Raw genomic sequence first — 13,406 nt, 5'->3', positions numbered from 1 at the left:
GGCCACCAACGGAGACGACAGGAGTGGCGATGGAGCACGCGATCCGTGCGGAGGGTCTGGTGCGCCGCTTCGGCGACACCACCGCCCTCGCCGGAGTCGACCTGGCGGTACCCACCGGGACGGTCTTCGGCCTGCTCGGCCCGAACGGGGCGGGCAAGACCACCGCGGTACGGGTGCTCAGCACCCTGCTGCGGGCCGACGAGGGGCACGCCACCGTGGGCGGCTTCGACGTGGTGCGCGACGCCCACCGGGTGCGCCAGCTCATCGGGTTGACCGGTCAGTACGCCTCCGTCGACGAGACGCTCACCGGCTTCGAGAACCTGCTGCTCATCGGCCGGCTGCTCGGCCTGGGCCGGGCCGACGCCAAGGCCCGCGCCCGGCAGCTGCTCGCCGACTTCCACCTCAGCGACGCCGCCGACCGGGCCGCCAAGACCTACTCCGGTGGCATGCGCCGCCGGCTCGACCTCGCCGCCAGTCTGGTCGGCCGGCCGCAGGTGCTCTTCCTCGACGAGCCGACCACCGGGCTCGACCCGCGCAGCCGCAACGAGCTGTGGGACATCGTCCGCAACCTGGTCTCCGACGGGGTGACCGTGCTGCTCACCACCCAGTACCTGGAGGAGGCCGACCAGCTGGCCAGCGAGATCGCGGTGGTCGACCACGGCCGGGTGATCGCCCAGGGCACCCCGGAGGAGCTGAAGACCAGGACCGGCGGGCAGACGCTGGCCGTCCGCCCCGCCGACGCCGACGACCTGCCCACCGTGGTGGCCATCGCCGCCGAGGTCGCCGGGGCGACCCCCGAGGTCGTCCAGACCACTGTCACCGTGCCGGTGAACGCCCCGGGTGTGCTGCCCGCCGTGGTCCGCCGCCTCGAAGCGGCCGAGATCCCCGTCGCCGAGCTGGCCCTGCGCGGCGCCAGCCTGGACGAGGTCTTCCTCTCGCTCACCGGCCACCGGGCCGAGACCGACGCCCCCGCCGGGGCCGACCTGGAAGGGAGCGTGGCATGACCGCCGCCACCGTGACCGCCCCGCTCACCCCGGCCCGCCGGCTCGGCCCGACCGCCGGGCTGCGGCACACCCTCACCCTGGCCTGGCGCAGCCTGGTGCAGATCAAGCACAACCCGATGGAACTGCTCGACCTGAGCATCCAGCCGGTCATGTTCGTACTGCTCTTCACGTACGTGTTCGGCGGGGCGATCTCCGGCTCGCCGGGGGACTACCTGACCTTCGCGCTGCCCGGCATCATCGTGCAGAACGCCTTCTTCGCCACCATGACCACCGGCTTCGGGCTGAACAACGACCTCACCAAGGGCGTGTTCGACCGGCTGCGCGCGCTGCCGATCGCCCGCTGGGCGCCGCTGGCCGGGCGGATCCTCGCCGACACCGTCAAGCAGGCGTGGTCGGTGTCGCTGCTGGTCGGCGTCGGCATGATCCTCGGGTTCCGGCTGGAGAACGGGCTGCTCGGCCTGCTCGGGGCGTTCGCGCTGCTGCTGGCGTTCTCGCTGGCCGCGTCCTGGATCTCGGTGCTGGTCGGGGTGCTGGTCAACGAGCCGGAGAAGGTGCAGATCTTCGGCTTCATGGTGATCTTCCCGCTCACCTTCACCAGCAACGCGTTCGTGCCGACCGAGACCATGCCCGGCTGGCTGCAGTCCTGGGTCGAGGTGAACCCGGTGACCATCCTCGCCGACGCGCTGCGCGGCCTGCTGGTCGGCGGCCCGGTGGCCGCGCCGGTGGTGCAGTCCCTGCTCTGGGCGGGCGTCCTCGCCGCCATCTTCGCCCCGCTGGCCGTACGCGGGCTGCGGCGTCGGGTCTGACCAGCGGCTGACCGCCGCCCCGGGCGGCTACGCCGGGGGCCGGTCCTCCTCGTCCTCGCGGCGGCGCAGGTCCTCCTCGCGCCGGCGCAGGTCCTCCTCCCAGCGGCGGAAGAGCTCGGAATCCTGCTGCCGGGAGCGCTCCTCGATCGAGCGCAGGAACTCGGGGTCGTCGTCCGGGGCGACCGGCCGGGACCGCTTGCGCGCGGCGTCGCCGTTCCCCATCGGCCAGGCCGGGCGGGGGCGGGTGCCCGCGGTCTCCCGGCCGGCGACGAACCAGGCGATCGAGCCGAGCAGCGGGAAGAACAGGATGATCAGCACCCAGGCGATCCGGGGCAGGGCGCGGATCTCGCCCTCCTCGGCGGAGAGGCAGCTGATCAGCGCGCAGACGGCGAGGACGATCTGCGCCAGGAAGAGGAGGACGTACAGCCGGGCCATGGGTCAATGATGGCGCACCGGCGCCGGTCACCACAGCCCGCGTAGCACCAGCGCGGTGCCGAGCAGCGCGAAACCGGCGGTGGCCAGGGCGACCAGCGGCAGCGTCCGGCCACCGGTGCGGGTCGGGCCGGTGGCGGCGGCCCGGGGCCAACAGACGGTGACCGCAGCGCCCCAGCCGAGCAGCGCCAGCCCGGCCAGCAGCGCGCCGACCGGCCCGGCGGGGAACGCGAGCCGCAGGGTCAGCAGCAGGACCACTGTCAGCGTCAGCGCGGTCCGCCGCCAGGCCAGCCGGGTCCGTTCGGGTTGCAGCCCGGGGTCACGCGCCCCGGCCGGTCGGCCCGGTGGCCCGGCCGCGCCGGCCGGTGTCGGCGGCCCCGGCGGACCGGGCGGCCGGCCGCCGGCGCTCACCGGTTGCCGAAGGCCCGGGCCAGCACCGCCACCACCAGCAGCACCGCGCCGAAGCCGATGGTCAGGGCGAGCACCGCCGGGAAGCGGGAGGCGGGCAGCTCCTCGCCGAGCCGGATGGCCCGTTCGGTGCGTGCCCAGTGGTCGACGGCGTGGACGGCGACGGCGCCACCGAGCAGCAGCAGCGCCACCGCGATCAGCTCGCGCAGGTGCGCCAGCGGCAGTGGCGGCAGGAACTGCGCGGCGGCCAGCCCGCCGGCCACCAGCGCCAGTCCGGTCCGCAGCCAGGCCAGGAAGGTCCGCTCGTTGGCCAGCGAGAACCGGTAGTCCGGGGTGCTGCCGACGGCCCGCAGCTCCCGCGGGTCGAACCAGCGCCTGATCGACTGCCACACACCCCGATTATCGGTTGGCGGCCGGCCTAGCCTGGACGGGTGACGGATCTTGATGTGACGACCCTGCGGAACGCGTACGACAACCAGTTGCGCGCCGTGGTGCCGGACCCGCTGCCGGCCGGGGTGACGGTGGAGCGGGACGGTCCCCTGGTGCGGATGCTCGGCCTCGACCACGGGGGGTTCCTCACCTACCGGGACCTCGGCGGGCTGACCGGCGCGGCGCTGGACGAGCTGATCGCCCGCCAGGTGGAGTTCTTCCGGCTCCGGGGCGAGCGGGTGGAGTGGAAGCTGCACGGCCACGACGAGCCCGCCGACCTGCCGGACCGGCTGCGCGCCGCCGGCTTCGTGCCGGAGGAACTGGAGACAGTGGTGATCGGGCCGGTCGCGCCGCTGGCGGCCGCGCTCCCGGTGCCGCCCGAGGGCGTACGCCTGCGCGAGGTGACCGCCCGGGCGGACCTGGACCGGATCGTGGCGATGGAGGAGGAGGTCTGGCAGGCCGACCGCGCTCACCTGGCCGACGGGCTGGCCCGGGAGATCGCCGCCGACCCGCAGTCGATCACCGTGGTGGTGGCGGAGGCGGCGGACACGGTGGTCTGCGCGGGCTGGGTGCGGTACGTGCCGGACACCGGGTTCGCCACCCTGTGGGGCGGCTCGACGCTGCCGCGGTGGCGGGGGCGGGGCATCTACCGGGCGCTGGTCACCTACCGGGCCCGGCTGGCCGCCCAGCGCGGCCGGACCCTGTTGCAGGTCGACGCCTCGCCGGACAGCCGGCCGATCCTGGAGCGGCTCGGCTTCGTCCCGGTCACCACCACCACGCCGTACGTCTACACTCCGTGATCATGCAGCGGTTGACGGCGGAGGAGCTTCTCACCCTCAAGACCGGCGCGTTCGGCGCGGTCTTCCTGGTCTCGAACGCCGATCCCGGCATGCTGGCGCTGTTCCGGGAGAGCTTCGCCGCCTCCGGGGCGATGTCGGACGCCAGCGGCGTGGTGAAGGAGGCGCTGACCACCGGTCCGCTGCCGAAGCTGCCCCGGGACTCGGCGATGGAGGTCGAGTCGGTGGTGCTGCCCGCGCTGGGCCGGGCGATGGGGATCCTGCGCGAGAAGGCCCCGCGGGACGTGCCGGTCTACCGCTCGGTGGTGCTGGCCGCCGCGGAACGGGTGGCCCGGGCCCACCGGGGCGTCGCGCCGGCCGAGGCGGCGGTCATCGACCGGATCAGGGACGCGCTGGGTGAGCCGGCCTGAGCGGGCCGGCGCCGGGCGGGGCCGGTGACCAGAGCGCCCGGACGGCCGCCCGCACGCAGCGGTCGCGGATCCGGCCGCAGGCGCAGCGGTACGACTCGGGCAGCGCCCGCCGGCAGGCGAGGCCGACGGCCGCCGCTCGCACCGGACGCTTTCCTGACATGTCGTGATACCTCCCGGTTTGTCAGCTTACCCGGCGTCGAGATCGTCGGTGAGCTGTGTCACTCTGAGTGCCCGGGAAGGCGATGCTACTGACAGGTAACATGGCCTCGTGGGAAACCGCACAGCAGCCTGCGGTTGACCGGCGTCACCCGACGCGCGAGGCTGCGCCCCAGACCGGGCGAGCGATCGCTACACCAAACAGGAGGGTCGTCGAAGCGCGATGAACATCGTCGTACTCGTCAAGCAGGTGCCCGACTCGGGCGCGGACCGCAACCTGCGTACTGACGACAACACCGTCGACCGCGGTTCGGCGAACAACGTCATCAACGAGATGGACGAGTACGCCATCGAAGAGGCGTTGAAGATCAAGGAGGCGCACGGCGGCGAGGTCACCGTCCTGACCATGGGTCCGGACCGGGCGACCGAGTCGATCCGCAAGGCGCTCTCGATGGGGCCGGACAAGGCCGTGCACGTGGTCGACGACGCGCTGCACGGGTCCTGCGCCGTGGCGACCTCAAAGGTGCTCGCCGCCGCGCTCGGCACCCTCAACGCCGACCTGGTGATCTGCGGCGCCGAGTCCACCGACGGCCGGGTCCAGGTCATGCCGCACATGATCGCCGAGCGGCTGGGCGTCGCGGCGCTGACCGGCGCCCGCAAGCTCACCGTCGACGGCGGCACGCTCACCGTCGAGCGGCAGACCGAGGAGGGCTACGAGGTGGTCACCGCCTCGACCCCGGCCGTGGTCTCCGTCTGGGACACCATCAACGAGCCGCGCTACCCGTCGTTCAAGGGCATCATGGCCGCCAAGAAGAAGCCGGTGCAGACGCTCTCCCTCGGTGACCTCGGGGTTGCCCCGGCCGAGGTGGGCTTCGACGGCGCGACCAGCGCCGTGCTGGAGCACAGCAAGCGGCCGCCGCGCTCCGGCGGCGCCAAGATCACCGACGAGGGCGAGGGCGGCGTCAAGCTGGTCGAGTTCCTCGCCACCGAGAAGTTCGTGTGAGGGGTCCGGACATGTCTGAGGTTCTCGTCGTCGTCGAAGCCACCCGGGAATTCGGCGTCAAGAAGGTCACCCTGGAGATGCTCACCCTCGCCCGCGAGCTGGGCACGCCCAGCGCGGTGGTGCTCGGCGGCGCCGGCGCGGCCGAGGCGCTCAGCGCCAAGCTGGGCGAGTACGGCGCGGAGAAGATCTACGCCGCGGAGAGCGAGGAGATCGACGGCTACCTGGTGGCGCCCAAGGCCACCGTGCTGGCCGAGCTGGTCAAGCGGGTCGAGCCCGCGGCCGTGCTGCTCGCCTCCTCCCAGGAGGGCAAGGAGATCGCCGCCCGGCTGGCGGTCAAGCTGGACAACGGCATCCTGACCGACGTGGTCGCGCTGGACGCCGACGGCACCGCCACCCAGGTGGCGTTCGCCGGCTCCACCATCGTGAAGTCCAAGGTCACCCGCGGCCTGCCGCTGGTCACCCTCCGGCCGAACTCGGTGAACCCGGTGCCGGCCGCCGCCACCCCGGCGGTCGAGCAGCTCACCGTCACCGTGACCGACACCGACAAGCTGGCCAAGGTGGTGGACCGGGTCGCCGAGCAGAAGGGCTCGCGTCCCGAGCTGACCGAGGCGTCGGTGGTCGTCTCCGGCGGCCGTGGCGTCGGCAACGCCGACAACTTCAAGCTGGTCGAGGAGCTGGCCGACCTGCTCGGCGGCGCGGTCGGCGCGTCCCGGGCGGCGGTGGACTCCGGCTTCTACCCGCACCAGTTCCAGGTGGGCCAGACCGGCAAGACGGTCTCCCCGCAGCTCTACATCGCGCTGGGCATCTCCGGCGCGATCCAGCACCGGGCCGGCATGCAGACCTCGAAGACCATCGTCGCGGTGAACAAGGACGCCGAGGCGCCGATCTTCGAGCTGGCCGACTTCGGCGTGGTGGGCGACCTGTTCAAGGTGGTCCCGCAGGCGGCGGAGGAGATCCGCAAGCGCAAGTGAGCTGACGCTCGTTCGAGGCAGGGCCGGGACCGCGGCGCGGTCCCGGCCCTTCCCGTTTCCGGGAACCGCCCGCGACGCGCCCGGAGCTGGGACCATCGGGGGAGCACCCCCGCGCACCCCCGCCCGCCGATCGGACGAAGGAGCGCGACATGCCGGCCGCCAGGCCCGAGGGGGATCACCACGCCCTGGCCGCGCACGAGGTCGTGCTGCTGCTCCAGACGGACGTCGAACACGGGCTGACCGAGGCGGAGGCGGCCGACCGGCTCCGGCGGTTCGGGCCGAACCTGCTGCCCCGGGCCACCCAGGGCGGGGTCTTCCGGCGGCTGCTGCGGCAGTTCCACAACCCCCTCATCTACGTGCTGCTCGCCGCCGGCGCGGTCACCCTGCTGCTCGGCGAGTACGTCGACTCCGCGGTGATCTTCGGGGTGGTGGTGGTCAACGCGGTGGTCGGCTTCCTCCAGGAGTCCCGGGCCGAGGCGGCCCTCGACGCGTTGCGGGCGATGGTGCGTACCGAGGCGCGGGTGGTGCGCGGCGGGCGGCAGCGGCGGGTGCCCTCCACCGGGGTCGTCCCCGGTGACCTGGTGCTCCTGGAGGCCGGTGAGAAGGTCCCCGCCGACCTGCGGCTGGTGCACGCCGCCGAGTTGCGGGCGGACGAGTCGGCGCTGACCGGCGAGTCGCTGCCGGTCCGCAAGGACGAGCTGGTCGTACCGGCCGAGACGCCGGTGGCCGACCGCCGCAACCTGCTCTACTCCGGCACCCTGCTCACCGGCGGGTCGGCGGCCGGCGTCGTGGTGGCCATCGGCGCGGAGACCGAACTGGGCCGGATCCACCGGCTGGTCGGCGGCGCCCGGGTGCTGGACACCCCGCTGACCGTGCAGCTGGCCCGGTTCAGCCGGCTGCTCACCGTGGCGATCCTGGTGCTGGCCGCGGTGACCTTCGGGATCGGTTTGCTTCGCGGCCAGGACGCCGGGCAGACCTTCACCGCCGCTGTCGCGCTGGCCGTGGGCGCGATCCCGGAGGGGCTACCCGCCGCGGTGACCATCACCCTGGCCATCGGGGTGTCCCGGATGGCCCGCCGGCGGGCGGTGATCCGACGCCTGCCGGCCGTGGAGACGCTGGGCAGCACGACCGTGATCTGTACCGACAAGACCGGCACACTGACCGAGAACCAGATGACCGTCCAGCTGCTCCGTTCGTCGCGGGGCCGCTTCCGGGTCACCGGCGCCGGCTACACCCCGACCGGCGAGATCCTGGACGCCGACGGCGGCCCGGCCCCGACCGGGGAGGGGGCGCTGCACTGGTCGCTGCTGGCCGGCGTGGCGTGCAACGACGCCCGGCTGGACGAGCAGGACGGCCGCTGGACCGTGTCCGGCGACCCCACCGAGGGGGCCATGCTGGTGGTGGGCGCCAAGGTGGGGCTGACCCCGCACCGGGTCGCCGAGGAGCTGCCCCGGCTGGGCAGCGTCCCGTTCACCTCCGAACGGCAGTACATGGCCACCCTGCACGACCGGCGCGAGGGCGGCCGGGTGGTGCTGGTCAAGGGGGCGGTCGAGCGGGTGGTCGAGTGGTCCACCGCGGCGCTGCGCGACGACGGCTCGACCGGCCCGCTGGACGCCGAGGCCGTGCTGGCCGCCGCGCACGAACTGGCCGCCGACGGGCTGCGGGTGCTGGCCACCGCGATGCGCCCGGTCGGCCCGGACGACGGGCTGGTGGAGCGGGAGCTGCCCGGCACGCTGGTCTTCACCGGGCTGCACGCGATGCTCGACCCGCCCCGGGCCGCCGCGGCGGCCGCCGTACGGTCGTGCCACCGGGCGGGCATCGCGGTGAAGATGATCACCGGGGACCATCGGGCCACCGCGACCGCCATCGCCGGGCGGCTCGGCCTGCTCCCGGGCGCGCCCGGCCCGGGTGACGTGGTCACCGGGACGGACCTGGCCACGCTGCCCGCGGCCGAGCTGCCGGCCGCGGTACGGCGGGCGTCGGTCTTCGCCCGGGTCTCGCCGGAACAGAAGCTGCGGCTGGTGGAGGCGTTGCAGGCCGAGGGCCAGGTGGTGGCGATGACCGGCGACGGGGTCAACGACGCCCCGGCGTTGCGGCAGGCCAACATCGGGGTGGCGATGGGACGCAGCGGCACCGAGGTGGCCAAGGAGGCCGCCGACATCGTGCTCACCGACGACGACTTCGCCACCATCGAGTCGGCGGTCGAGGAGGGGCGCGGCGTCTTCGCCAACCTGACCAAGTTCATCACCTGGACGCTGCCCACCAACGCCGCCGAGGGCATGGTCATCCTGGTCGCCATCGTGCTCGGCACGGCGCTGCCGATCCTGCCCAGCCAGATCCTGTGGATCAACATGACCACCGCCGTGGCGCTCGGCCTGACGCTCGCCTTCGAGCCGAAGGAACCGGGGATCATGGACCGGCCGCCGCGCGACCCCGGCCAGCCGCTGCTGACCGCCGCGCTGGTGGCCCGCGTCCTGCTGGTCTCCGCGCTGCTGGTGGTCGGCGCCTGGGGGCTGTTCGAGTGGGAGTTGAACGCCGGGTCGGCGTTGGCGCAGGCGCGCACCGCGGCGGTGAACCTGTTCGTCGTCGTGATGGCCTGCTACCTGTTCAGCTGCCGGTCGCTGACCCGCTCGCCGTGGCGGCTGGGCCTGTTCAGCAACCGTTGGCTGATCGCCGGGGTGCTGGTGCAGGCCCTCGCCCAGCTGGCCCTGACCTACCTGCCGGTGCTCAACGACCTGTTCCGGACGGCCCCGATCAGCGGGACGGCGTGGCTGCGCATCGCCGGCATCGCCGCGCTGGTCTCCGCCGTCGTGGCGCTCGACAAGCGGTTCGGCTGGTTCGGCCGCCGGTTGGGTTGAGCCGACCGGAACCGGCGGTGGGGAGCTGATCGGCGGGCCGGGGAGCTGAGCCGGCCCGCCGATCAGCCCGTCAGGGTGCCCCTCAACAGGCTCTCGCCGGAGTGGGCGGTGTTGTTGTCGAACCGCTCGGCGGAAACGTCGACAACCGAGTATGCCTGAAGGTCGACGTTCGGTGGCAACGGGAGTAGCTCGTCCGCCGCGTCACCGAGCACACCGACCGAGAACATCTCCATGGTCCGTGGGTTGATGAGCCAGACCTCGTAGTACCCCGGGACCGCCGGGAGATTCGCCACGTGCAGGTGCAGCCGCCGGTTGTCGAACACCCGGGCCTCGCCGTTGGCGTCCGGCGGCGTCGAGCCGTACGCCGTCAGTCGGCGCTGGCCAGCACCGCCCGCCGCGGGGTCGGGTCGGACGCCGGCTCGGCCGGACCGAGCGCCGCGAGCGCGCCGACGATGCCGAGCCGTGCCCGAGTGATCGCCGGGTGCCGGCGGCGCGGCGAGCCGGGGTGCGGGGGAGGGGGTGACCGCGCCCCGGCCCGCCCGGCCTCCGGCGTTCGGCCGATCCGTCGGCGGTCGTAGGCTGAGTCGTGATGGCTTACCTGGATCACGCCGCCACCACGCCGATGCTCGACGAGGCACTGGAGGCGTACGTCACCACCGCCCGCGAGGTCGGCAACGCGTCCTCCCTGCACGCGGCGGGGCGTCGAGCCCGCCGTCGGGTGGAGGAGTCGCGCGAGCGGGTGGCCGCCGCGCTCGGCGCCCGGCCGTCCGAGGTGATCTTCACGGGTGGCGGCACGGAGAGCGACAACCTGGCGGTCAAGGGCATCTTCTGGGCCCGCCGGGCCGCCGACGCGCGGCGCGGCCGGGTGGTCTCCAGCGCCGTCGAGCACCACGCGGTTCTCGACGCGGTGGACTGGCTCGCCGGGCACGAGGGCGCCGAGGTGGGTTGGCTGCCGGTCGACGCGGCCGGCCGGCTCACTCCCGACGCGCTCCGGGCCGAACTGGCCGAGCACGGCGACCGGGCGGCCGTGGTCACCGCCATGTGGGCGAACAACGAGGTCGGCACGGTGCAACCGGTCAGCGAGCTGGCCGCGGTCGCCGCCGAGTACGGGGTGCCGTTCCACACCGACGCGATCCAGGCCGTCGGTCAGGTGCCGGTCGACTTCTCCGCCAGCGGGGTCGCCGCGCTGACCGTCACCGGGCACAAGCTCGGCGGGCCGGCCGGGGTGGGCGCCCTGCTGCTCGCCCGGGACGTGGCCGCCACCCCGCTGCTGCACGGCGGCGGCCAGGAGCGGGACGTGCGCTCCGGCACCCTGGACACCGCCGGCATCGTGGCCTTCGCGGTCGCCGTGGAGGCGGCGGTGAAGGGCCAGCAGGAGTACGCGGCCCGGGTGGCCGCTCTCCGCGACGACCTGGTCGAGCGGGTCCGGCAGGCGGTGCCAGAGGTGATCTTCAACGGCGATCCGGTCGACCGGCTGCCCGGCAACGCGCACTTCTCCTTCCCGGGCTGCGAGGGCGACGCCCTGCTGCTCCTGCTGGACGCCCAGGGCATCGCCTGCTCGACCGGGTCGGCCTGTTCGGCCGGGGTGGCCCAGCCCTCGCACGTGCTGCTCGCCATGGGCGCCGACGACGACCGCGCGCGCTCCTCGCTGCGCTTCACCCTCGGCCACACCAGCACCCCCGCGGACGTCGACGCCCTGATCGCCGCCCTCCCCGCCGCCGTCGACCGCGCCCGCCGCGCCGCCGCCCTCCGCACCCCCCGCTGACCTGCCCCTCCCATCCCCGCGATCTTGCGCTTTCGGCCCCTCGATCGCGGCATCAATACCTTTTGTCGGGGCGCGAAGTGCAAGATCGCGGGGCGGGGGGACGGGGGCGGGGGGTGGGCGTAGGGCGGGGATAGGCTCGGTGGGGTGAAGGGAGTGGGCCGGTGAGGGTGTTGGCGGCGATGTCCGGCGGGGTCGACTCGGCGGTCGCGGCGGCGCGTGCCGTGGAGGCGGGGCACGACGTGACCGGCGTGCACCTGGCGCTCGCCCGGAACCCGCAGACCTATCGCACCGGGGCGCGCGGCTGCTGCACGCTGGAGGACTCCCGGGACGCCCGGCGGGCCGCCGACGTGATCGGCATCCCGTTCTACGTCTGGGACATGGCCGACCGGTTCCACGAGGACGTGGTGGACGACTTCGTCGCCGAGTACGCGGCCGGCCGTACCCCGAACCCCTGCCTGCGCTGCAACGAGAAGATCAAGTTTGCGGCGGTGCTGGACCGCGCCGTGGCCCTGGGCTTCGACGCGGTGGTCACCGGCCACCACGCCCGGCTCGGCGCGGACGGCCTGCTGCGCCGCAGCGTCGACGCGGCGAAGGACCAGTCGTACGTGCTCGCGGTGCTCACCCGCGAGCAGCTGGACCGGTCGATCTTCCCGCTCGGCGACTCGACCAAGGCGCAGGTCCGCGAGGAGGCCGCCCGGCGCGGCCTGGCGGTGGCCGACAAGCCGGACTCGCACGACATCTGCTTCATCGCCGACGGCGACACCCGCGGCTTCCTCGCCCAGCGGCTCGGCGAGGCCCCGGGCGACGTGGTCGACGCGAGCACCGGCGCGGTGGTCGGCAGCCACACCGGCGCGTACGCGTACACGGTCGGCCAGCGGCGGGGGCTGCACCTGGACCGGCCGGCCCCGGACGGCCGGCCGCGCTACGTGCTCTCCATCACCCCGAAGACCAACACGGTGACCGTCGGCCCGGCCGAGGCGCTGGAGGTCGCCCGGGTGCGCGCCGAGCGTCCGGTGTGGACCGGCGGCCCACGGCCGGAGGCGCCGGTGGAGTGCGAGGTGCAGCTGCGGGCGCACGGCGACGTGGTGCCCGCCACCGTGACGCTCGACGGCGACACGTTCCGGGCCGAGCTGCGCCGGCCGGTCCGGGGCGTGGCCGCCGGGCAGGCCGTGGTGGCCTACCGGCCGGACCCGGCCGGTGACGTGGTGCTCGGCTCCGCCACCATCGCCGGCTGACCACGCCGTCGGGCCCGTCGCCCCGGCGGCTCCCGCCGGAGGTCGCGCCGGATCGGCCGGGTGGCCGGCGGTGGCGTGCCGGGGTCCGCGTACCGGATAGTCTTCGGCCGTGACAGACCAGGCATGGCCGTGGCCGCCCGGCGCGGCGACCGGCATCGGCTCGCTGCCCGGCACCGACATCGCCGAGGCGCAGCGGATCGTCCTCGGTGAGCTGCCCGCGTTGCCGCACCTCCCGGAGCTGCCGGCGCGCGGCCCCGGCGCCGACCTGATCGGCCGGACGGCCGGGTTGCTGGTCGAGCTGCCGGTGGAGCTCTACGCCGCCCGGTGGCGGATCGCCCCGCGCCCCGGCCGGGACCTGCGCCGGGCCCGCGACCTGATGGAACGCGACCTGGACCAGCTCGCCGAGCAGGCCGAGGGGTACGCCGGGCCGGTCAAGGTGCAGGCCGGCGGGCCGTTCACCCTGGCCGCCGCGCTGGAGCTGCCGATCGGCGGCCGGATGCTGGGCGACCCCGGCGCGGTGCGTGACCTCGCCGGGTCGCTCGCGGAGGGGATCCGCGAGCACGTCGCCGCGGTCACCCGGCGGCTGCCGCGCGCCGCGGTGCTGCTCCAACTGGACGAGCCGTCGCTGCCGGCCGTCCTGGCCGGGCGGGTGCCCACGGAGAGCGGCTTCGCCACCCACCGGGCGGTGGAGTCCGGCGACGCCGCCGCCCTGCTGCGCACGGTGGTGGAGGCGGCCGGCGTGCCGACCCTGGTGCACTGCTGCGCCCCCGACGTGCCGCTGGAGCTGATCCGCTCGGCCGGGGCCGTCGCGGTGGCGCTCGACCTGAGCCTGGTCACCGACCTCGACCCGCTCGGCGAGGCGATCGACGCCGGGCTCGGCCTGCTGGCCGGCGCCGCGCCCACCCGGCCGCCGTCGACCGGCCGGGCACCCACCTCGGCCGAGGTGGCCGACCGGGTACGCCAGCTCTGGGACCGCCTCGGCTTCCCGCGCCGCCGGCTGGCCGAGCAGGTGGTGGTCACCCCGGCCTGCGGGCTCGCCGGCGCCCCGCCGCGGTACGCCCGCGAGGTGCTGACCGCCTGCCGGGACGCGGGCCGGCGGCTCGCCGAGGACTGACGTTTTCCGTCGTACCGG

General features: G+C 74.5%; 14 protein-coding genes. 10 read left to right on the top strand and 4 right to left on the bottom strand.

The window, feature by feature from the left end:
• Positions 1–29 precede the first annotated feature (29 nt).
• Both SM577_RS08015 and SM577_RS08010 read left to right on the top strand, forming a co-directional pair.
• Complete coding sequence (locus tag SM577_RS08015) at positions 30–1,004, top strand: ATP-binding cassette domain-containing protein (protein ID WP_302917854.1); 975 nt, start codon at positions 30–32, stop codon at positions 1,002–1,004.
• Positions 1,001–1,810 (top strand): ABC transporter permease, encoded by an 810-nt coding sequence (locus SM577_RS08010; protein ID WP_474580566.1) that lies wholly within the window; start codon positions 1,001–1,003, stop codon positions 1,808–1,810. Before SM577_RS08015 ends, SM577_RS08010 begins: the two co-directional genes overlap by 4 nt.
• A 27-nt stretch (positions 1,811–1,837) precedes the next feature.
• Here SM577_RS08010 and SM577_RS08005 read toward each other — a convergent pair whose 3' ends face one another.
• From SM577_RS08005 to SM577_RS07995, 3 genes are read right to left on the bottom strand one after another with little or no spacing between them, the layout of a single operon-like run.
• Complete coding sequence (locus tag SM577_RS08005) at positions 1,838–2,245, bottom strand: PLD nuclease N-terminal domain-containing protein (RefSeq protein WP_302917852.1); 408 nt, start codon at positions 2,243–2,245, stop codon at positions 1,838–1,840.
• Between the two features lie 27 nt (positions 2,246–2,272).
• The gene (locus tag SM577_RS08000; protein WP_474580567.1) at positions 2,273–2,653 is read right to left on the bottom strand and encodes a DUF202 domain-containing protein; all 381 of its coding nucleotides are present in this window, start codon (positions 2,651–2,653) and stop codon (positions 2,273–2,275) included.
• On the bottom strand, positions 2,650–3,042 hold the full coding sequence (locus SM577_RS07995; RefSeq protein WP_302917850.1) for a YidH family protein: 393 nt from the start codon (positions 3,040–3,042) through the stop codon (positions 2,650–2,652). Before SM577_RS07995 ends, SM577_RS08000 begins: the two co-directional genes overlap by 4 nt.
• Before the next feature lie 39 nt (positions 3,043–3,081).
• On the opposite strand from SM577_RS07995, the gene SM577_RS07990 reads away from it, so the two are divergent.
• From SM577_RS07990 to SM577_RS07970, 5 genes are all read left to right on the top strand, one after another.
• Positions 3,082–3,879: a GNAT family N-acetyltransferase gene (locus tag SM577_RS07990; RefSeq protein ID WP_474586577.1), complete on the top strand. Its 798-nt coding sequence runs from the start codon at positions 3,082–3,084 to the stop codon at positions 3,877–3,879.
• Between the two features lie 2 nt (positions 3,880–3,881).
• Positions 3,882–4,286 (top strand): hypothetical protein, encoded by a 405-nt coding sequence (locus tag SM577_RS07985; RefSeq protein WP_302917848.1) that lies wholly within the window; start codon positions 3,882–3,884, stop codon positions 4,284–4,286.
• Positions 4,287–4,665: 379 nt separating this feature from the next.
• Positions 4,666–5,445, top strand: coding sequence for an electron transfer flavoprotein subunit beta/FixA family protein (locus SM577_RS07980; RefSeq protein ID WP_302917847.1), 780 nt, complete (start codon positions 4,666–4,668; stop codon positions 5,443–5,445).
• Between the two features lie 11 nt (positions 5,446–5,456).
• Positions 5,457–6,416, top strand: a complete 960-nt coding sequence (locus SM577_RS07975; RefSeq protein ID WP_302917846.1) for an electron transfer flavoprotein subunit alpha/FixB family protein — start codon at positions 5,457–5,459, stop codon at positions 6,414–6,416.
• A gap of 149 nt (positions 6,417–6,565) precedes the next feature.
• Positions 6,566–9,274: an HAD-IC family P-type ATPase gene (locus SM577_RS07970; RefSeq protein ID WP_474586576.1), complete on the top strand. Its 2,709-nt coding sequence runs from the start codon at positions 6,566–6,568 to the stop codon at positions 9,272–9,274.
• Between the two features lie 62 nt (positions 9,275–9,336).
• Here the strand turns inward: SM577_RS07970 and SM577_RS07965 are convergent, their stop codons facing one another.
• Positions 9,337–9,645: an anti-sigma factor gene (locus tag SM577_RS07965; protein ID WP_474586644.1), complete on the bottom strand. Its 309-nt coding sequence runs from the start codon at positions 9,643–9,645 to the stop codon at positions 9,337–9,339.
• A gap of 218 nt (positions 9,646–9,863) precedes the next feature.
• Between SM577_RS07965 and SM577_RS07960 the strand changes: the two genes are divergently transcribed.
• From SM577_RS07960 to SM577_RS07950, 3 genes are all read left to right on the top strand, one after another.
• Positions 9,864–11,039, top strand: coding sequence for a cysteine desulfurase family protein (locus tag SM577_RS07960; protein WP_474586575.1), 1,176 nt, complete (start codon positions 9,864–9,866; stop codon positions 11,037–11,039).
• Positions 11,040–11,200: 161 nt separating this feature from the next.
• Positions 11,201–12,274, top strand: coding sequence for a tRNA 2-thiouridine(34) synthase MnmA (gene mnmA / locus SM577_RS07955; protein ID WP_302917842.1), 1,074 nt, complete (start codon positions 11,201–11,203; stop codon positions 12,272–12,274).
• 109 nt (positions 12,275–12,383) lie between these two features.
• Positions 12,384–13,388 (top strand): methionine synthase, encoded by a 1,005-nt coding sequence (locus SM577_RS07950; RefSeq protein ID WP_302917841.1) that lies wholly within the window; start codon positions 12,384–12,386, stop codon positions 13,386–13,388.
• The last annotated feature ends 18 nt before the right edge of the window (positions 13,389–13,406 follow it).

The sequence above is a fragment of the Micromonospora desertarenae genome (assembly GCF_056150265.1).
This window is presented reverse-complemented; position numbering and strand designations above follow the sequence as displayed.

Coding starts and splice junctions, on each gene's coding strand:
- SM577_RS08015 (WP_302917854.1), top strand. CDS start 30: ATGGAGCACGCGATCCGTGCGGAGGGTCTGGTGCGCCGCTTCGGCGAC.
- SM577_RS08010 (WP_474580566.1), top strand. CDS start 1,001: ATGACCGCCGCCACCGTGACCGCCCCGCTCACCCCGGCCCGCCGGCTC.
- SM577_RS08005 (WP_302917852.1), bottom strand. CDS start 2,245: ATGGCCCGGCTGTACGTCCTCCTCTTCCTGGCGCAGATCGTCCTCGCC.
- SM577_RS07985 (WP_302917848.1), top strand. CDS start 3,882: ATGCAGCGGTTGACGGCGGAGGAGCTTCTCACCCTCAAGACCGGCGCG.
- SM577_RS07980 (WP_302917847.1), top strand. CDS start 4,666: ATGAACATCGTCGTACTCGTCAAGCAGGTGCCCGACTCGGGCGCGGAC.
- SM577_RS07975 (WP_302917846.1), top strand. CDS start 5,457: ATGTCTGAGGTTCTCGTCGTCGTCGAAGCCACCCGGGAATTCGGCGTC.
- SM577_RS07970 (WP_474586576.1), top strand. CDS start 6,566: ATGCCGGCCGCCAGGCCCGAGGGGGATCACCACGCCCTGGCCGCGCAC.
- SM577_RS07960 (WP_474586575.1), top strand. CDS start 9,864: ATGGCTTACCTGGATCACGCCGCCACCACGCCGATGCTCGACGAGGCA.